Consider the following 20,497-nt stretch of genomic DNA (forward strand, 5'->3'; position numbering starts at 1 on the left):
ATTGCTTGCGATGATTCCTCTTCACGCAATTGTCTCACTATTTAGCTTAATTGCAATCTGCGGATATGAGCTCTCAAACGAGATCACAAACAAAGTTTCACAAGAATCAGACTCCCTACCTTTTTCAGTTGTCCCTCCCCTTATTCTATGTTCTGTATTCACCATATGGTATATTCTACAAGGATTCTTGCTTGAACCGATTAATCGAGTCTTGATATCATACTTTGGGCCAGTCAGAGAGACCACGCAATCGGAACGATACGTGAGTATTGTATCGAAAGCAGGAGATCACTTGGCCGAAATTATTGAGGTCGGGTTTTACAGATATGGTGGGTTTAGTATTCTCCTGGCTATGTTTCTTTTTTGTGGTCTAGTATTTGTATGGGGTGCTTCACGAAACAGATGGAAAGAATGGTTTGCAAGTGCGTTTAGTTTCGTGACTGTCGGTCTATTCGTTACCATCATGTTTGCATCCATTTTCACATTCACGATAGTTGGGTTTAAGAGATTGTTTTTGCCAATAACGATATTCTCCCCGATTTTAATTGGGACGACTTCTGATTTTGTAATGAGTAAGAGCGCTCAACTACCTAGACGTATATACAGTGTGGTTTTGATTGTAGTACTTGTTCTACTGGTGACACACCATACAATCGCATTCTATCCCGCCATTGAAGAAAAGCGAACACATAGACAGCTCACCGAAGCAAATTATGAAGGTGGTACATGGTTTATAGAACATTCAAACATTAAGATTGAAACGCACACTTTTCAGGCAGGGCTATTTCGAATTGCTGACCTCAGCGAAGCTAAGAAGGGGAAACTCACCGATTCGCGCTATCGATGGACTCCTACGGTCAAATCTGGGTTTGCATATGGTCCCCGATTCTCAGATCGGGTCTATGTTGTCGCCACAACAACTGGTATTGAGTACTACCCGCGCGCTTTCCCTCAATTCCCGGACAATTGGCGCTATACTCCTGAAAATTTCGAGAACTTCTACCGCGCACAGGATGCAATCTATAGTTCAGGCAGTTTTCACGTTTCTATATCCAATAGCTCCTGACAAACTACTATCCAATCGTGGGTTTTGGATAGTTGACTTGTGAATACATCAGTATTCACAGAGATTAGATCGAATTCTATCTTATAGACAATAATTATCCTGTGGGAGCTGACGCGGATATCCCCGGAGGTTATGAAGTCTGTTGCAGCAACAAGATACCATTACGTTCTTTTGGCTAGACTACTATGCCTACAATCTGTGGACTCTGCAAAGCGAAATTTTGTACTAATATTTTCTTCCAAATTTGTTGGGCTCCTTATGTCAATCATTGCCACTCCGGTTATTGTCCGTATCCTTGGTCCGAGACAGTATGGCCAGTATGCCGTCGTCCTTTCTATGGTGGTGGTCACTATGATTGTGACGAATATGGGGATGTTTGACGGGATTAGAAAGCATATTGGTGAAAAAGCAAATAGTGCTGGGGAAGTATCAAAGATATTTGGACTTTATACTCGTGTGTCCATTTTTCTAATGCTGATTGTTGCGTCTTTGCTTCTGGTGGGCACGTACTTTGGGATTGTCAGACGGATATTTGGACAGGAATTTGAACTTTACTTTTATATATCATCTATTATGATTTGTGGCAGACAACTATTCCGGCTTGCCAGAGGTGCATTGATCGGCTTAGACCTGACGCAATATTCCGAATCAATTCAAGTTTTTAGGCAAGTTATCTTCCCTATCCTTGCGATTGCATTAACAATCTATTTTGAAGGAGTTGTTGGTGTATTGGTCGCCGATATATTGGCGTATGGCTTATCATCACTATTAGGGTTATTCATTGTGGCAAGAACAATTCCCTCCCTCAGGACGATTTCGACCCCCGCTTCAACCAATTTGTCCCGAAGAAAGATAATCAAGTTCAATACATCGACGGTGGTCCTTGTATCACTTGTCGTATCACTATACCATGCGGATATCCTCTTACTACAATTCTTTAATTACAATAAAAGTATTGGATATTATAAGTCTGCCCTCGTAATTGCTGAATTTCTTTGGTTCGTCCCCGTAGCTATCCAAACTTCTATTCTTCATTCAATTTCCAAATTGTGGGATGAAAACAAAACCAAAAAAATTACAGAGATTGCCTCAAGAATCACCCGGCACGTTGTGACATTCTCGTTGCTAATGGTAATCGGTATCGCTGTTCTCGCAGAACCATTAATAACGGTTTACTTCGGACAAGAATTTTCGGCGTCTATTCTCCCTTTATTGATATTACTTCCAGGAGCCTTTGGATATGCCGTAATCCGCCCAATTTACACAATCGGTCAATCAACTGGGAATATATCTCAATTGGTGGTCCTTACAGCAATCGCTGCCATCGTAAATGCAGTCTTGAATGTCTTATTGATTCCAAAATATGGGATCGTTGGAGCAGCATTAGCAACGAGTATTGGTTACGGTTCGATGCTAATTCTTCACATTTATGGCGCGATATGGATTGGGTTTAATCCTGTCGAGCAGATCTATCCTGGTAGGATTCTAATGACTGCTGTTTGCTCAGCAACCCCTATATATATGCTCAGCTTGATTCTTCCAGGAATCATTTTCAAGTTGCTAATTGTTCCTCCAGTCGGTTTCCTGATTTATTCTGGGGTCGCCGTTTTCTTCGGCTTATTGACGGATGAGGAGCTGAAGGCTGTAAAACGAAAGATACAGGACATGTTCAAAAGCTTCACGTAAGGCACTCTGTTTTAGTCACCGTGTCGACTTTCCACGCTCCACGAAAATAGTTGCACTAAATATGTGAAATTAGCCTTGGACCGAGTGCTCATACCACTGGAAAACTGAACCGCCCATTCTCGATGGTAGGAAGCGAGAGTTTTCCCTTAGCGATACCGACAACAATAATGTTCCTTTACTTCTCTAGCGGTTGATGGCTAATTCAGAGGTGCTGATTGTGGCGTTTCATGCTCCACCCGAAAACACATCTTCAGCCCGCCGTATCCGCTGTCTTATCAATAATCTACCAAACCAGGGTTGGTCCCCAACTGTGCTCACAACTGAAACTGAAACCCTCCCTAGTGAACACTATGCAGAGTATGTTGTGCAGACCCCGTATCTTGGGGACATACACGAGATAATTCGTCAGCGATTACCGTTTTTAAGTGATGAGTATACACCAGACGAAAGTCCGCATGCTACAATGCCTGAAGACAGTACTAACTCAATCGGCACACGACTTCAGAAAAAGGCCATCCATTCGGCTAAATCGCTGGTGCTTGATTCGCTTGCGTATCCCGATTCAAAGCGTCTTTGGAGAAAGAAAGCCGTTCACTACGGGAGAGAATTGCTTGATAGTGGCGAATTTGACTTGATTTTAAGTACCTCTCCACCGGCAACTAGTCATTTAATCGGAAGACAGCTCGCTAACGAATTCGAAATTCCTTGGGTTGCTGACTTTCAGGATCTGTGGACACAATACCACTATAACACAAGTAATCCCATCCGAGAGTTCTTCGAATCAAGGCTCCAAAAGAGAGTTATCAGTGATGCAGATTACCTGACCGCTGCAACAGCACCATTCGCAGAGCAGCTTGAATCATTTCATGAAATACCTGCAATCCCTATTCACCTGGGTCTTGAGAAATTGGAGACAAGTCCTCTTACAGACGACTTCACGATTACGTACTCAGGAGGTCTCTACAATGGGAAACGTGATCCAAGAAAAATACTCAAGTCTATCGAAATTCTTGAGACCTCTAAAAGTGTGGACCCGGCTAATATAGTGGTTCAGTTCTTTGGTGTTCAAGCACCTTGGCTAAAATCCCTCGTGAACCGGTATAACCTCGATTCAACAGTTCGTCAGACCGAATGGCTTCCTAAACAAGAAATTTTGAAGAAGCAACGAGAAAGCCAAATCCTGCTTTCTATTCAGTGGGACCATCCTATGGAATGGATGGTCTGTCCTGGGAAGATATTTGAATACCTCGCTGCTCAACGCCCGATACTCGCATATGGTGGCCCGACCCACGGCGTCGTAGGATCTATACTGAACGAAACAAAGGCTGGGCAAAAGTTCGACTCCCCTTCAAAAATTGCAGAATATCTTGAGAATAGATATCACGAATACGAATCGATGGGTGAGGTGTCATATCATGGTGAGACACAAGCAATTAATTCGTATCGGCACGACAAGATCACGAAAAAGTTTGTAAAGGTGTTCAATGAAGTGCAGTAACTAGTAATAGATAAATTTAGCATCCAATTGGATAGCATGTTAGTAGCGGATTTAACCTTGGCGATTTCAACTGATAATTTTTCGAATGGCCTGTACGAATTCATTGGATATAGAATGAATTGAATTGTCCTCTGCCACTTTGTTTCTGGCCTGTTTTGATAGCCGATTCCTTAGCTCTACATCTTGTTCAATCTGACGGAGATATTGGTGAATATTGTCCAATCTGTTCTCTTTGACTAGCATACCACTCTCTCCATGCTCTATTTGTTCTACCATTCCGAACTTTTCCACTGAAATTATTGGGAGCCCAAAGTATTGTGCTTCAATTATCACATTCGGATATGCATCTCGATACGACACGTATACAAAAACATCTGACTTTGAATAATAGTGGGCTACGTCATCCACATTTCCTACAATGTTAATGCGGGACCTGACGTCTCCATCGAGATCGCCGACATCTCTCATGAGGTTGTCCACATACCTTCCACCACCAACCACAGTATACGTTGCATCTTGGTTATCATGCAGATATTTCGATATTTCATTCAAGCCATCTCGAACCCCTCGATATTTCCCCTCGTAATCTAAGTTGGTAACTGTTAGAATTTCTGATGAATACTCATCCTCATCTACACCACTATCACTGATTGATATGTGTTCTGAATTTTCATCAAGTGGGATATGAACTACCCCTACCTTAGAGGCGTCAAATTTTGTGTAATGTATAGCAGTAGGAATTAGTGATTTCGAAACGACAATTAGTCCTGTTGCCCTTCGCTCAGCGAGCCTTTCCAATAAAAATACAAATACAGTGGATAATGCTTGCTGGTACTCAAGATTGGATGCATGTGCTCTGAATCTCTCTTTTCTGGTTTCCCACCTATTTCCGGCAATTCGAACTATAAGGGGGGTATCTTGTACAACTGAGACGATCAGGCAAATGAATGTCACCAGTCCCCCGTTTATTGCAACGATGGCTCCCGGAGACTCACTACGAGTATACCTAAACAGGGATATCAATAAGCAGATGTAACCACGTAATCTCCCGACCTTATCATTGATTTTTATGTAGTTCGCTTGTCCATTTAGTCGATCGAGTGGCCCGGTCACTTCTCGAAAACGCCGAGATGTGACAACGACAAACGTCTGTTGCTGGTCATCTTCTGCTCCCATCTTCATGATATCTAGGGATTCATCAATCACTCTTACTAAATCTATGCGTTTGTGTATCTGAAAACGGACTTCAACTCTCTGTGTTTTTAAGGTAATTTGTCTGAGGAGGATGCACCTGACACCTTCGTCCCCAAACAGCACATCTAAGTTGCACTGCGCTATTTTTCCCATAATGAATATACTTGTATACGTGATGGATGCACTTCGGGTAGACCACGTCTCCTCTTATGGGTATGAGAGAACTACTACCCCGCGGATTGATAAACTCGCACAAAACGGCATCCGCTACACGAGGTGTTTTAGTCCATCAACTTGGACAAAGCCAGTTGGTGCATCACTCCTAACTGGCGCATACCCACCTACACATGGCGTCCGATCTCGTGAAGATCTCTTCAACACAGATATCACTCGACTACCTGAGTTGCTATCTCAGGAAGGATACTCAACAGTTGGTGTCTCCACAATGGGGAACGTTTCAGCGAGCCTCGGCTACGACCGTGGATTTGATGAGTACTTCGACTTGTATAAAGACCCAGACATAATAGAGCGTCGTGCGACATCCTCCGCGGCAAATGAAGAACTTGACCGTGAGGGTGTCAACCGAGTTGCGCTACCCCGTGCTGAAGATATTAATCCACCACTGCTAAAATGGATTGACGAGAACAGTTCAGACGACTTCTTCGCATTCTGTTGGTCTATTGAGCCACATATCCCATACGATCCACCAAGGAGCCATCGCGAATTCGTCAACCCTGATTACGATGGGGAAGTAGACGGAAGCAGGGAATCGCTCCCCGATGTGTCGAACGACGAAGATATGCGTCAGTTGATTGGCCTCTATGACAGTGAAATCAAATATAATGATGAACAACTCGGGCTACTGCTTGATGGTCTCCGAGACCGTGATGTCTTGGATGACACCCTCGTTGTTGTGTTGGGTGATCATGGAGATGCGTTCAATGAGCACGGTCGTCTCACTCACGGGCATCTCGCATATGACGAGTTAGCACACGTTCCGCTCGTGATTAGACCACCGAATGGTAACGAAAATAGCAATTCAGACGTTGAGGAGATGACTTCACTTGTTGATCTCTGTCCGACGATTCTCGAAGCAACTGATGTAGAGAATGTTCCGAAGTCCTCTCAAGGCAGGCCACTGCCTCCTTTTGGACCAACTGGGAGCTCTTCACCGGTGTTTTCGGAGACCCGCTCACGTGACATATATCCCTCATTCTACGCTATCAGGACGGACGAGTGGAAATATATGGAGGTGGATGCACCAGAACGGAGTATTGATACACTGTTGGAGACTGCCCGGCAAGTGTATCAGCGTGGCCTGATTCCTGAAATCATCAGAAATCCGCTGTATTACCTCAATCGATACCGGCACAGCGAGAGCCGGTTTCTGTATAACGTTCGAACTGATCCAGAAGAGTCCAACAATTTAGTACAGACACGGTCTGAAAAGGTGGCAGAGCTACGGGAATCATTGTACGAATGGTTGAATCAGTCTGAGCAACTGTACGAATCTTTGGGTAATAGTGGAAGGACAGATATTGATGCAGAGACTGCCGAACAATTGCGTCAACTAGGATATGTCGACTGACGGAGCCACCGACCAAGATAGGTGTAGACTGGAAAAAGAGTTGACTGTACTCAACATCGTAATCGCCACGCCGAAGGCGCGTGGTGGTGCTGTGAGGGCGGGGCTCCAACTTGGAGATTACCTTTCAGAGTTTGTCAACGTGGATACGGTGAAAATGCGCGGTGACTATGATGAATCTTTGCTTAACGAGTTGAAGCTTGCAAATTCAATTCACTCTCTTTCAAGTCTCACCGCTCTACGGGACTCCCTTAGCATGGTAATGTCTGACTCAAAAAACTATTCAAATACGCTCATCGGAACCAAGCTTACACCACCCAGACCAATTGACCAATATGACATTGCACATATCCACAATCCAGTTCCATTAGCAGGAATGGTGAGTGTGGCTCTCACCTGCCGGCTAAACAATCTTCCATACTGCGTTACCACTCACGGAATTAGCAAGATTCCAGAGCTTCCAGAGAGCATGGGAATGTCGAAACCGGTCGAGAAGCTATTTCATTTACTCTTCGAACGACCGTACTTCTGGGTTTTGCGTGAAGCCGCCCACTTGTTTTCCCTGTCTTCTGGCGACGTGCAGCGGCTCAACACACACCTTCCCAATCAATCCATATCCGTTGTCCCAAATGGCGTCCGGCTGAACCCACCTGATATTGAATCAGAATCAATTGTTTTTGACGAAACCGGCCTCCAGTTGGATAAACCGACTTTATTATTTGTTGGGAAATTAATGGAGAGCAAGGGAGTTGATGATTTACTCACCGCGTATGACAATCTTAATTTTGACTGTTCTATTTTAATTGTTGGCCCTGTGGAAAACAAGAAATACGAGAATGTAGCAGGGGATGATTCTGACATCCACCATCTCGGATATATCAACCAGGACCTGTTGGATGCTCTATATCGGGCTTCAGATATCTTTGTGTTCCCAACCAGATCAGACGTTTTCCCGCTAGTCAACTTGGAGGCAATGGCTGCAGGAACCCCTGTGATATCAACCTCAGTCGGTGGAATCCCCGAACAGATCACCGATCAGACTGGAATCTTAGTTTCACCAGGTGACCCTGAAAACCTCGCAACAGCTATCGAGACACTATTGAACGATGATCAGTGCCGTAACATGATGGCAAAACAATCGTATCTCCGAGCGGCGAATGAGTTCTCGTGGCGAAGTGTCGCGGAACAAACTGCTGAAAAGTACATCGAAATTATTCAACAGACAGAAATGGTCGGTCGTTAAGTAAGTAAACATGCCAAAGAACGTTCTCCTCATTACGATTGACTCGTATCGAGCCGACCATTTTCGCCCGCTTACTTCATTAACGCACTCAATAGAATATCCTCCGGAATCACCTACTCTTGAGTCTGTTTATGAGGAGGGGACCAGCTTCACCGATGCCTATACTACTGGTCCAGGTACGTCTCCCTCATTCCCGGCGTTACTTACAGGCACTCTCCCGCTGTCATACGGAGGATTGGGTCCTTTGAAGCCAGACCGCCCTCGGCTAAGCAAAGAACTTGGCAAATTTGGGCTAGAGACCGCCGGTTTCCAGTGCAACCCATTTCTCTCTCGGCATTTTGATTATGATCAAGGATACGATGAATTCACTGATTATCAAAACCCCCTGATGGGGGTTGCGACCCGAATTTTCCCCCGTGGAATTGAGATTAGTAACCCGAAGCTCAACAAGGTTGATGATGTCCTCCACATCACTGCCGCAATCAAAAAATCGTACCAACTGATTAAGGGGAAACCACGTCCCTATGTAAGCGCCGAGGTCATTACCGATGATACGGTTGAGTGGCTTTCAGGGACTGACCAGCCGTTTTTCTGCTGGACCCACTACATGGATGTGCACCACCCGTGCTATCCGCCTGAACAGTACCGGAAACGATACGACGTCGAGGACGTTACTCAATCCCAGGTTTCAGAGTGGTACTCTTCGCTCCTTCGAGAGCCAGAAGCACTCACCAAATCGGAGATTGAGTCCTTAAAACAATTGTATAGTGCTGCTATCGAGTATACTGATGGCCAAATTGGGCGTATCATCGACCTCCTCAAAAACGAGGATAGATACGAAGATACACTAGTCATCATCACTTCGGACCATGGAGAGTTGTTCGGCGAACATGGACAGTACGGGAAACCAGAACGAATGTACGATGAATTGCTTCATGTCCCACTTATTGTCGCGAACGGCCCCGATTATCTCGAGAATGATGCCAATGACCTCGTGAGTCTCTTGGATATACCCCCAATGATTCACGATGTTCTGGGCTTCGACATTCCTGAAGAGTATGAAGGCCGACGTCCAAAAATTGACGAACCTCGTGAGTACATACTTGCGGAACACGAGGTTGATGGCGAAGTGATTGTAGGGGCACGCTCTCGTAACTGGCTCTACGAAGGCGATGAAATTCACGACGAGCATCGTCTGTTTGACTTGCGGGACGGCGACTTTGAGCAGGTACCCGTCTCCGAACACCCCGATCTTCTGGAAAAGAAGGTCGTACTCAACCGCCTACGTGAACTTGATGTTGATACGAGACGGCTTGAAGACGAGGTTGAGGGCGATGTTCAATCGCGGCTAGAAGATTTGGGATATCTATGATATCTGCAATGGTAATGTAGGATAGGTTGCTATTGGCGATGAAGAGAAACACTATTACGCTGGTATCGCTGTATCTGGAATCAAGATGGACATAGAGTGGGTAGATTCATCCGTCCTTGTAACTGGTGGCGCGGGCTTTATTGGATCGTTTCTGACTGAAGAACTGCTTAAGCGCGGAGCCAGCGTGCGCGTAGCAGACAATTTGGCACGAGGCGACATCGACAAAATCGACCACCTTTTGGACGATATCGAATTCGTACCAGTCGACCTGACGACACATAAGGGGTGCATCGAAGCGACCGAGGACATTGACTATGTCTTCCACCTTGCTGCCAGCGTCGGAGGCATCCACTATATCCAGCGCGAGAATGTTGATGGTCTCACACCGAGCGTGCTGATGAATCAGCACATGCTGGAAGCTGCCCGCGTTAACGGCGTTGAGCGCTTCATGTTCGCTTCGAGTGCCTGTATCTACCGCCAGAAACACGACGACCTCAATCTCTTCAGCGAAGATCAGGCTATCCCCGCAGACCCCCACAGCACCTACGGCTGGGCGAAGGTTCTCGGCGAAGTAGCCTGTGAGGCCTACCAGACCGACACGGGCCTGAAGACTAGCAGTGTACGTATCTTCAACGCTTTTGGTCCACGCGAGAGTCTCGACCCGAAGAGCAGTCACGTCATTCCATCGCTGTGCCGCAAGGTCATCGAGGAACCAGACGGCGGGTCGATTGAACTGTTCGGAGATGGCACCCAGCAGCGGGGGTTCATCTACGTTACCGATCTCGTCAATGGAATGATTGAGACAATCAAACAGAAAGGCGATGGCAAGCCAATCAACCTCGGGAACTCGAAAGAGGTCGTCTCGATGAACGAGCTTGCAGAGAAAATCATCGCCATTAGTGGCAAGGACCTGAGCATCGACCACGACCTCTCGAAGCCCACTGGGACGGACAAATACGCCTGCGACATGACAAAGATGAAAGCCGAACTTGATTGGGAGCCAAGCGTCGCATTCAACGAGGGCCTTCGTCGTGTCTATGAGTGGGCCGAGGAGGAACTAGAAGAAAAGAAACAAGTCGCCGCAACCGACGGTGGTGAATGATGAGTACTTGGAATAACGAACGTGTTCTCGTTACCGGTGGTGCCTCGTTCATCGGATCGCATCTCGTCGAAGATCTCGTCGCTGAGGGAGCTGATGTTCGTGTCGCGGATGACTTCTCCAGCGGTGAGGTGGAAAATCTCGACGCCGTTGCGGATGATATCGAAGTTGTCGACGGTAACCTGAAACACTACGAATTCGCCGAAGAAGCAACCAAAGATATTGATACGGTCTTCCACCTCGCGGCGGACCACGGTGGCCGGGGCTACATCTCGAATTACCCCGCGAACTGCGCCACAAACATGGCGCTCGACAACATCGTTTACGAGGCCGCCGCCAAGAACGGCGTTGAGCGCATCACCTTCGCTTCGAGTGCCTGCACTTACCCGACTGACATCCAGCAAGAAAAACAACGCCTCTCGGAAGAGATGGTCAGCTTTGAGGAGCGTGGTGGTGCCTACGCTGACGAGGTCTATGGTTGGGCGAAGCTCATGGGCGAACGTTCGCTGCAAGCCTACCAGGAGCAGTACGACATCGATACCAGTATCGTCCGCATCTTCACTGCCTACGGGCCGCGTGAAAACGAGACTCACGCGATTGTCGCGTTGATGGCCAAAGCATACGCCGAACAGGACCCGTATCAGATTTGGGGCGACGGCGAGCAGACGCGGAACTTCACCTACGTGAAGGATATCACGCGTGCTCTTCGCCTTGCATCTGAGAATATCACTGACGGAACCCCTGTCAACGCTGGAATTCGTGATTATATCACGGTCAACGATGTGGCTGAGGCAATCTTCGAACGCCTCGATTGGGAGCCTGACGAAATTAATCACATGACCGACAAGCCGGTCGGTGTGCGTCACCGTGCTGCAGATACGACACGTGCTGAAGAACTCCTCGGATGGGAGCCCGAGTATACGCTACAGGACGGTATCGACAATACGCTCGACTGGTATGTCGAAAACCGCGACAAGGAGTACGTCCAGGATAACCTCGAGACGCTTCTTCACGAGCGGTAACTCTCTCAACTCTTTTAATAGAAAATGTCTGACACCGACAAGGAGTATGTCCTCGTCACGGAGTATTTTCACCCAGATACGGCCTCGACTGGCCAGCTGATGACCGATCTGGCTGTGGGCCTTCAGGAGCGTGGATTAGATTTGACGGTCCTTACGGGCCAGCCGAACTACCACAGCGGCGACAACGACAAACAGCCTTCTGTGTCGACACATGAAGGGGTTCTCGTCAACAGAATCCGAGCCCCACAGCTTCGCCAGTCGTCATTTCTTCGGCGTGGGTTCAACTGGGTCGTTTTCACAGTTTGGATGTTTCTCAAACTGCTTGTCTCCCGCCCTCGGCGTGACCGAGAGGTAATTTTTGTCTCTAATCCACCGTTCCTTCCAATCGCCATGTGGCTCGTCTGTAAGCTGCGCGGCTGGGACTACACGTACATCGTCTACGACCTCTATCCGGACTTCACCGTCGAAACTGGGTATTTCGATGCTGGTGGTACCGTCGATACCGTATGGAGTACGCTGAACGAGCATATCTTTGAAGATGCAACACACATCGTAGCGCTTGGGCCTGTCATGCGTGATCGCATCATCGCAAATGCTGGTGCTGAGTTCGACGATTCGAAAATCAAAATCATCCACAATTGGGAAGACGAGGAGTTCATCGAACCGAAAGCCAAAGATGACAATTGGTTCGCAAAAGACCACGACCTTACGGACACCTTCACACTCCTATACTCAGGGAACATCGGCGAGAATCACGACCTAGAGACCGTCGTCGAGGCGGCTGCGAATCTGGACGAGGATGATGAGGTGACAGTGCTCATCATCGGTCAGGGCGACAAGAAAGATGCAATCGTTGAGTTAGCAGAGCAACACGGGCTTCGTGGCTCCCGAATCAAGTTCTTGCCATACCAACCGCTTGACGATCTTCCCTACTCACTAACGTCTGGGGATGTCTCAATCGTTACCGTACAAGAGGGAATGGAAGGAATCTGTGTATCGAGCAAACTCTACACTGCAATGGCTGCAGGGATGCCGGTACTTGTCATCGCCCAACCGAACGACGACGAAACACAAATCGTACAGGCATGTGACGCGGGTCTACAGGCAGCACAGGGCGATGCGGAGGAAGTCGTGGATGCGATTCGGACGTGGACTGATGACCCCAACCTAGTCAAGGAACAAGGCGAAAACGCCCGGATATCGTTCGAATCACAGTTCACGAAAGACCACTCGATCGATCGCTACTACCGGTTGCTCGACGACGAGCTCACTGTTACTCCGGATGCAGTCGCTCAGCGTTCCAAAACTGACTCCCGGGCTCGACAAAAGGTCTCGAGATAGCCAGGTTCGAGCCGCTCGGACTCGCTGTCTAATATTTCCGACATTCGCCAAAAGGAGGCAGCTGCTGCGTCCGACCCAGCCTGCGGTTTGCCCCCTACTGCGCTCCGTGGGGTCGCATATACAATTACGAGGACGTGTTTCCCAGTCGGGTGTTTGACGAAGACTGTATCGATAAGGGTCAATTCGTCTGTTTTGACCTCGAGGGTTGTCTCTTCACACAACTCACGAACCGCCGCCTGTTCTGGGGGTTCATCGGCTTCAAGGTACCCTGCGGGTAGACTCCAGGCACCAACGGCAGGTGGTTCTGTTCGCTTAACTAATAGAATAGACTCTCCATCTACAACAATAACACCAGCACACGGCTTGGGATTACGGTACAGAACTCGTTGACAGGATGGACAGAACTGTCGATCGCGGCCTTCTGCTTCTTTCGTGGTCAGTGCTGTACCACATTCTGGACAATAGTGTCTGTCGTGAGCCATACTATCGTCTTATGAACTGGGTTGATGTCATAAGCGGTTGCGTTGAAACACAACTTCTGCACCCGTGTTCATACACGACCGAGATTTGATTCTCAGTAAGTGGCCCGATAGGAGTCCAAATCTCTAATGACGTGTCTGATAGCGATCGTTGTAATCCTGGTGAGTACCTATCTCTAGCCGGCCTCATTCCCATCCCCCGAGACGTTCACCCACAAATGGACCTCACGGTAGGCGTTTTCGGTAGTTGGCTCTGCGGGTGGGTCACCTGTGTACAGTAGGTACACCAATCGCAACCGGTCACCAGAAATCGTTGGTGCTACGGTGTGTCGTTCTTGCCATGTGTCGTTGGCCGCGACCGTTGGCGTGAAGCGTTGTAGTTCTTCCTGTTCTAGAACTTCAACTGATACATTCGTGACGTTCGTTGAATTCGTGCGATTCGTTACGCGAGTTCCGTTCTCGAAATACTGCACGTCCACTTTTTGTAATTCAACGACCAGAGTGTAGTTGACTTCCTTCCCTTCGTGATTCCCGATTCCAGTGTACAGCGATGTTGGCTGGCCACGCGTGAGGTTTGAAGGGTACTCATCGGCGACTAATGCACCACTCTCGTTTTCGGTAAGCAGATACAGTTCACTGAACTGTTCGCCCTTGGTCGGCACCATGACCGCGTAGCCGATACTCGAAACCGCGAGCAAGAGGCTGAGTACTAAGACGACGTTCAGGAGGGCATCACCACGCGAATCCGGATTGAAAAGCTCTGCATGGGTCCCCGAGTACCACTCACGATACGGGACGATGAGTCGCTCATCGGTAGGGAGGTTCCAACGCCGCACTGCCCCGACGATACTCACGCCGAGCGTGAAGACACTCAGGCTCACTACAATAGGTACTAATCGGATTCCGAGGGGGGTGAAATTCAACACCAACCCGATAAGGGGAACTATCGCGATGCTCGTACCTAGGGACAGTGCAAGCCGTTCGATTCCGTCGACGCCCTCATGGATTTCGTAGGCATCTCCATTGTCCCACTTTGCGTCTTTGTCGTCGATGAGGCCGGTCGCACCCTCGGGGAACAACGCTGCGATGAACGCATAACCCGGGGCGAACAGAACGAATACCAACCCAAGTGCGATACGGACTGGTGTCTCGTTCAGTATCGGCGTTAGAACGAACAGATCCGTCAACAGCGTCAGTACGATGATTGCTGCGAGGTCGGCTGGGAGCCGACGAATGGGACGTGGAAGCAGCAATCGAACATCCATTGTCTTCTCCGAGTTGCTCTACTCCGATAAATCAGTTGACTTCCCTGAGTCAGACTCAACTGTATCGGAAGCGCTCGAATGGAGGTCCTGAGCGGTCTGCTGTGAGACACTCTCTCTTGAGAACTGGGCTTGTTCGTACGCACTCGTCAGCCGCTCGAGGAAAGACCGCTCATCGTTCGATAAGACTGCAGCACTCTCATTGTAGAATTCCCAGTGAGTGAGGCCAGTCCGCGCCACTCGCTCTTTGAGACTCGCCCGCACCGCTGCATAGGTCGTGACGAGACCCGCATCGGATTGACCCTCTGAAAGTAACTCTCGAGCACTTTCGAGTTGGTTCTGAACGATTTCGGACCTCGATTGCTGTTCTGTCGTTGATTCCACTGGAGTCGACGCTGGTGCGGGTGCAATGTTCTTTGGCTCAGAAGAGCGCGACCAGTATCGTACCCCGAATACGGCTACGAGTATCAGTGTCACTACCCCACCGACAAGTGTGAGGAATTGCTCCAAAGACAATCCGCTACTCGGAGATTGCAGACCAGTGTTCCCACCTGCTGAAGAAACCGAAACTGTCGCGTTTGCCGCCGAGGAGCCCAGATTCGTGCCCTCATCACTGAACGTCGCCTGGACCTCAACCGTTCCATTCGACTCAAAGTCCTGTGGTAACGCTACCTCCGTGTTGTAGTCCCCATCGCGATTGGTCCTCACCGTCTCGATTTCATTGCCACCTATCGAAAGGGCTACTCTCTGTCCCCCAACGGCCTGTCCATCGGTGGTTCGAAGTGTTCCCGAGACGCGAATCGTTTGCGCATCGGTACCGAATGCTTCCATCATCAGCGCTGTCGGTGTCTCATCGACCTGGAGTGTCGAACTCGCTGACGTACTTGCAAGTGCTCGATTCTCCTGTGCTACACTGACTACAAGATTCCGTGTTCCCTCATCTATGCCTGCTGGAATCCGCACTGTCACTTGATAGCTCCCGTCTTCTCGACTTTGCGCCGTGGTCAGTCGCGTCTCACCCAGACGAACAGCCACTGGGACTGATGCGCCAATGCCTTCAGCACGCACCTGTCCTGTCACGGTCACCGTCTGGTTATATCGGGTTTCTGTCGGAGCTGTGTCGATAGAGATGTTCGGGGTGACCTGTTCGACCTGAATAGGAATCGTATCTGAGGAATTGAGATACGGGGAGGTCGAGACTGGCCGGTAGCCCACCGTGATATTGGTCGCGTTTGTGGGTAGGGTCGTTGGCCGGTATTCGATAGAGAAGGCCCCGTTTTCGTCTGTCGTCGTCCGATAGGATTGTGAGCCAATCTGTAATCGAATCTCTTCGGTTGTTACTGCCGACCCATTCTCGGTGGTCAGCGTCCCGGAGAGCGCCAATGGGTCGAGAAAGGACGCTTGCTGACCGTCTGCACGAACGGAGAGTGTGGTCTCTTCGAACGTTGCCTCCCTGACCTCCTCTTGAGTATCGGTGATATTCTGTTCGACTGCGGTAACAGAGTCCCGTGCGTCAGCGAAGTCCTGTCCCGTTTGATTACCCAGCTGGCCATATCCATCACGTGTTCGACCAGCGTTCTCACGGACTCGTGAGGCGTCTTCTTCGAGGTCGCGTGCTAGTTCGCGTGCTTGGGAATTGTTTCCGTTCTCACGTGCCTCACGATACTTTTCATAGGTATCTCGATAGTCCTCGGTCGCGTTCGTCAACTCGCGCTGGTTGTTTCGCGTCCGTCGAAAGGTGCGTGTTGAGTCTGTCTCACCAGCGACATCCACGAGCTGACCAAGCCGGTCGTTGTACTTGTCGCCAAGGAGTTTCCGCGCGGCATCGTACTCTCCCTGGCTCAGCTGGATTGACCCCTCGCCCAGACGACCTGCTAGTTGCCCGATGAGCCAGTCTTGAAGCGCTGCTGCATCGCCCTCTTGGCCAACTATATCTGGATTACGGTGGGCAATCGAATCGCTCGTGTTGTTACTGGCGCTCGTCCCGTTTGGCCCATCTTGGGCGTACGCTGAGGTGCGGTCACTTGCTGGACCTGTCTCTGCGAGAACGACCCCGATCGGAGAGGCCAGAACAACCAGAACAACGCAACAGAGAGCGACCGAGCGATTCACGTCTGTCTTCGTTCAGATGCCCTCTGCAAAGAGCGTTGTTGCTCGCATTTTTTACACGAGAGTTACTCTGGATACACCCCTACGCAGAACAAGACACCAGAACGTTCAATCATCCGCGTAGGTTTCACACGGTATGCAGCTGACGCGCCATGGATACGCGACCATTGGCCTTCTCATCGGTCTGGCGACCTTTGCTGTCCTTCTCCGGTCATGGGCGCTCTTGGCGGGTGCGGCGCTTCTCGGCGCGTGGCTTGTCACTCGCGCTGTTCTGTTTGCTTTGCTTCTCAGGAGGTTCGACCAGACGCTAACTGTCCAGCAGGACATTCAGTCAACTGCGAGACCGGATGAAACGGTGCCGGTGACACTCAGTGCTCACCTCGCGCATTCTATCCCGCTCAAAGCGCATATCGCTGCAGAGCCCCCACTCGTCGCTGACGCTCCTACTATTGACAGTCGGTCGGTTCGTCTCATCGAGGAGTTGGAGGAGGCGACAACGACATTCACCGTTCGACTCCCTGTCGCTGGTAACGCAACCTTCGATCAGCCATCGGTCTCAGTCACTGACGGCCAGCTATTCACTGAAACATTTGAATTCGGTGACCAGCATCGCGTTGTCGTTCGCCCCCGCCAACCAGACGATATGCACATCGGAGAGGGGGGCCAGGAGATTGCAATCGGATACGGTGAACACGAGGCCCTCCGCCCCAAAGGAGGAGGGACCGAACCGGAGTCTGTTCGCGAGTATCTGCCCTCTGATTCCGTACGCCAGATTGACTGGAAAGCCACCGCGCGGATGCAATCTCCCCAAATTCGAGAGTACAGGCCGGAGACTGACCGGGAATCGATGCTTCTCGTCGACCACCGAGCAGCGACTGCAGTCGGTCTGCCGGGGAAACGCGCCCAAGAGTATCTCAGAGAAGTCGCACTGGCGTTCGTCGAGTACGCAGACCGAGTGGATGACCCGCTAGGCTGTTTCACTATCGGCGATGAAGGAATCACCGGGCGTTTCCCTACCACCGCAAGTAAATCTGGTTACGGGAAGATACGACGCCATCTTACAGATTTGTCGCCGACAAACTCGCTCAACGAGCCTACTGAATCCCAATCTGACTTCCGAGCAGTGCGTTCGCCTGCTGATGCCAGACGTGCGGCAAAGCTACTGTCTGAGTCCAGCGCGGGTGCGTTCGGACAGAATCTTACCCCGTATTTCAAGGCGAGCGAACAGTACGTCAAGCGCATTGATGGCGACCCGCTGTTCGCTACTACACGGCTCGCAATCCGCGATGCTTCCCACTTGATTATTTCCACCACAGATACGAACCGCGCTGGCATTCGTGAGACAGTCAAGCTTGCGCGGCGAGGAGATCGCCTTGTGACGGTCTTCCTCGCGCCTACAATGCTCTACCGTGCTGACGGACTTGCAAATATGGATTCGGCATATGATGAGTACCTCGAGTTCGAAGAGTTCAGGCGAGAACTAGCCGGCCTTGATCGTGTCGACGCATATGAGGTTGCGCCAGGTGCGCGACTGGCGGCGGTCCTTGACAGGCGGTCTCGAAGAGGTGCGTCTGCATGACTGACCAATCACGACTCACCCCTCAACAAAACTCCATCCGGCGCGAAATCGGCGGGGGCGGATGGACCGCGTTCACCATGCTTGGAGGGCTACTAGCTGCAAGTGGGTTTGTTCTCACTGGGCAGGTGGGTGGATTCGTCGCTGCGGCTGTCGTATTCGGCGCAGCGGTCGTACTCACGACACCATTCGCGCTTACTATCTCCGTCCTCCTCATTGGTGTAGTCGACCCGAGCGAGTTTCTCCCAATGTTACTTGCCGGGAGTGGTCTCTTGTTTATCGCCCTCAGCGGCCTCGAAGGGGTACGCAGGCCTGGACTAGCTACCGCTGTTCTGGTGATGATTGCGAGCAGTATGATTGGAGTGGCGTGGGTCGCGTGGTCGATTTGGCCACCGTGGTTAGCGACTGTCGCAGTCCTCGTCGTGATAGCGATACTCGGATATGGCACCCACCGATACGAGCGAGTGATGCTTGGGCTCGTCACCGACCCGATTCCCGAGTCGGAGGCTGAGCCATGAGCGAATCGGTTGAGACCAGTCCAAGCGAGATGAGCGACGAGCAGGACCAGACGTCGCTCTCACGTGCAGAAATCCTCGCACAGGTCGAAACCCTCCGTGCGGAAAACAATCGCCTCAGAACAGCATATCGCGACGCACAGCGCCAACGCTACCGCCGAACGGCTGCAGGGTTCGGTATTGTTGGTGTTCTTGCGCTGCTCGGTGCTGCACTATTCCCTGGAGTCAGGACGGTCCTGCTCGCACTTGGTGGCACGGGCGTGTTTGCGGCTGTGATGACGCTATATCTCACACCAGAAGCGTTCATCTCAGCGAGTGTTGGCGAAGCCGTTTCTCAAACGTACTCGGAGAATACTAGTGCAATCGTCGCCGACCTGGGATTGAGCGACAACCGAGTCTACCTCCCCACAGACGACGAGACACGCCTGTACCTTCCTCAGTACGAGGACTTTGACACACGTAAAGGAGTGTCGCTGGACACACCGTTTGTCACCGCCGAAAACGAGCGCTCTCGTGGGCTAGCTCTCCTCCCAACAGGCAGTTCGCTATATGACCAATTCGAACAGGCTCACTCAGGCCCAATTCCAGAGCGCCCCTCCTCGCTTGCACGAGCGCTCGCCGATGCCGCAATCGAGCAGTTTGAACTTGCCGATACAGTTGACCCCGAGACCGAGAATGGGCGACTCGCACTCGGCGTCGCTGGTGCACGAATCGAACCTGTATCAGCACTTGACCACCCGCTCGCTTCACTCGTCGCTGTAGGATTGGCGACACAACTCGGAACAGCAATCGATGTCACCGTTCAGGCGCCAGATGACGAACGATACGACTCAATCGTCGTCTATACTTGGGACTCTGACGATTTCGACTTGATGGAGTAGCACCGAGTCTGGCGCGGATGAGATTGATTGCGAACCGCTATCTTTGCTGCTCGGAACGGCTACTCTTCTTCGGAAGCTTTTGAGGCATTGACGACCTCAAGGAGCACTTTGCGGTCATCAAAATACGCTGGTGCATCGTTCTCTGCTTCGAACTGAATGGTACGCTCAAGTGCGGCATCAGCTTCTATCTCGTCGGTCTGGAACTCTTCAGCGAGGTCCGCATACCCCGAAGCAAGGTTTTGGTACAACTCGATACGGGCCTCAATCGCTTTCACCTCTGCTTGTTGCTCGTTGAGGGATTGCTCTCTCTGTTCTAACGCGTCGACTGTTGACCCGCCATTGCCGGGTTGTTCTGGTGACTCTGGAGTCGGAGTTCCATCGATTTCCTGACGTGGCTGGTCCAGTGTTGACTGCAGAGTTGCCATCTCTTCGTCGATACTGTCGAGTATGTCGTCGGCCTCCGCTGCCATCGTTTCGACCGAACCGAGGAGAAGTCTTGTTTGAACGCGGCAGTACTCGACAAATTCGTCGAGCGAAAGCGGTGACCGGTCCATACTGAACACCTGAAG

Annotated in this window: 17 protein-coding genes; 12 read left to right on the forward strand and 5 right to left on the reverse strand. The window is 50.3% G+C overall.

From position 1 onward, the window contains the following. Nucleotides 1-568: 568 nt before the first annotated feature. The 3 genes from M1L36_RS12530 (at nt 569) to M1L36_RS12540 (ending at nt 4,250) form a co-directional block, all read left to right on the forward strand. Nucleotides 569-1,066 (forward strand): hypothetical protein, encoded by a 498-nt coding sequence (locus M1L36_RS12530; RefSeq protein WP_250874089.1) that lies wholly within the window; start codon nt 569-571, stop codon nt 1,064-1,066. 198 nt (nt 1,067-1,264) lie between these two features. Further along, a complete protein-coding gene (locus tag M1L36_RS12535; protein WP_250874090.1) occupies nt 1,265-2,752 on the forward strand; it encodes an oligosaccharide flippase family protein in 1,488 nt (495 codons plus the stop codon). 193 nt (nt 2,753-2,945) lie between these two features. Continuing rightward, on the forward strand, nt 2,946-4,250 hold the full coding sequence (locus M1L36_RS12540) for a glycosyltransferase (protein ID WP_250874091.1): 1,305 nt from the start codon (nt 2,946-2,948) through the stop codon (nt 4,248-4,250). A gap of 66 nt (nt 4,251-4,316) precedes the next feature. Here M1L36_RS12540 and M1L36_RS12545 read toward each other — a convergent pair whose 3' ends face one another. Next, nucleotides 4,317-5,597, reverse strand: a complete 1,281-nt coding sequence (locus tag M1L36_RS12545; protein WP_250874092.1) for a glycosyltransferase family 4 protein — start codon at nt 5,595-5,597, stop codon at nt 4,317-4,319. Nucleotide 5,598: 1 nt separating this feature from the next. On the opposite strand from M1L36_RS12545, the gene M1L36_RS12550 reads away from it, so the two are divergent. From M1L36_RS12550 to M1L36_RS12575, 6 genes are all read left to right on the forward strand, one after another. Further along, on the forward strand, nt 5,599-7,032 hold the full coding sequence (locus M1L36_RS12550; protein WP_250874093.1) for a sulfatase: 1,434 nt from the start codon (nt 5,599-5,601) through the stop codon (nt 7,030-7,032). After that, on the forward strand, nt 7,022-8,272 hold the full coding sequence (locus tag M1L36_RS12555; protein WP_250874094.1) for a glycosyltransferase family 4 protein: 1,251 nt from the start codon (nt 7,022-7,024) through the stop codon (nt 8,270-8,272). Before M1L36_RS12550 ends, M1L36_RS12555 begins: the two co-directional genes overlap by 11 nt. Nucleotides 8,273-8,282: 10 nt before the next feature. Next, a complete protein-coding gene (locus tag M1L36_RS12560) occupies nt 8,283-9,644 on the forward strand; it encodes a sulfatase (protein ID WP_250874095.1) in 1,362 nt (453 codons plus the stop codon). An 85-nt stretch (nt 9,645-9,729) separates the two neighbouring features. Continuing rightward, entirely contained in the window at nt 9,730-10,746 is a 1,017-nt protein-coding gene (locus M1L36_RS12565; protein WP_250874096.1) for an NAD-dependent epimerase/dehydratase family protein, read from the forward strand. Beyond that, complete coding sequence (locus M1L36_RS12570) at nt 10,746-11,765, forward strand: NAD-dependent epimerase/dehydratase family protein (RefSeq protein WP_250874097.1); 1,020 nt, start codon at nt 10,746-10,748, stop codon at nt 11,763-11,765. The genes M1L36_RS12565 and M1L36_RS12570 overlap by 1 nt, the downstream gene beginning before the upstream one ends. A gap of 24 nt (nt 11,766-11,789) precedes the next feature. Further along, nucleotides 11,790-13,106, forward strand: a complete 1,317-nt coding sequence (locus M1L36_RS12575) for a glycosyltransferase family 4 protein (protein WP_250874098.1) — start codon at nt 11,790-11,792, stop codon at nt 13,104-13,106. Here M1L36_RS12575 and M1L36_RS21610 read toward each other — a convergent pair. From M1L36_RS21610 to M1L36_RS12585, 3 genes are all read right to left on the reverse strand, one after another. Then, nucleotides 13,058-13,588 (reverse strand): NUDIX domain-containing protein, encoded by a 531-nt coding sequence (locus M1L36_RS21610; RefSeq protein WP_369694236.1) that lies wholly within the window; start codon nt 13,586-13,588, stop codon nt 13,058-13,060. The genes M1L36_RS12575 and M1L36_RS21610 overlap by 49 nt on opposite strands. 173 nt (nt 13,589-13,761) lie before the next feature. Continuing rightward, nucleotides 13,762-14,850 (reverse strand): DUF1616 domain-containing protein, encoded by a 1,089-nt coding sequence (locus tag M1L36_RS12580; RefSeq protein WP_250874099.1) that lies wholly within the window; start codon nt 14,848-14,850, stop codon nt 13,762-13,764. An 18-nt stretch (nt 14,851-14,868) separates the two neighbouring features. After that, nucleotides 14,869-16,959, reverse strand: coding sequence for a hypothetical protein (locus M1L36_RS12585; protein WP_250874100.1), 2,091 nt, complete (start codon nt 16,957-16,959; stop codon nt 14,869-14,871). Nucleotides 16,960-17,092: 133 nt separating this feature from the next. Between M1L36_RS12585 and M1L36_RS12590 the strand changes: the two genes are divergently transcribed. The 3 genes from M1L36_RS12590 to M1L36_RS12600 are packed head-to-tail and all read left to right on the forward strand — an operon-like array spanning nt 17,093 to nt 19,928. Further along, nucleotides 17,093-18,535, forward strand: coding sequence for a DUF58 domain-containing protein (locus M1L36_RS12590; protein WP_250874101.1), 1,443 nt, complete (start codon nt 17,093-17,095; stop codon nt 18,533-18,535). Next, nucleotides 18,532-19,050: a DUF8163 family membrane protein gene (locus tag M1L36_RS12595; protein ID WP_250874102.1), complete on the forward strand. Its 519-nt coding sequence runs from the start codon at nt 18,532-18,534 to the stop codon at nt 19,048-19,050. The genes M1L36_RS12590 and M1L36_RS12595 overlap by 4 nt, the downstream gene beginning before the upstream one ends. Continuing rightward, nucleotides 19,047-19,928 (forward strand): DUF7982 domain-containing protein, encoded by an 882-nt coding sequence (locus tag M1L36_RS12600; protein ID WP_250874103.1) that lies wholly within the window; start codon nt 19,047-19,049, stop codon nt 19,926-19,928. The genes M1L36_RS12595 and M1L36_RS12600 overlap by 4 nt, the downstream gene beginning before the upstream one ends. Nucleotides 19,929-19,987: 59 nt before the next feature. Here M1L36_RS12600 and M1L36_RS12605 read toward each other — a convergent pair whose 3' ends face one another. After that, nucleotides 19,988-20,482 carry a DUF4407 domain-containing protein gene (locus tag M1L36_RS12605; protein WP_250874104.1) on the reverse strand — a complete coding sequence of 165 codons (495 nt, stop codon included), beginning with the start codon at nt 20,480-20,482 and terminating at the stop codon, nt 19,988-19,990. Between the last annotated feature and the right edge of the window lie 15 nt (nt 20,483-20,497).

The organism is Halomarina rubra (assembly GCF_023699475.1).
GTDB lineage: Archaea > Halobacteriota > Halobacteria > Halobacteriales > Haloarculaceae > Halomarina > Halomarina rubra.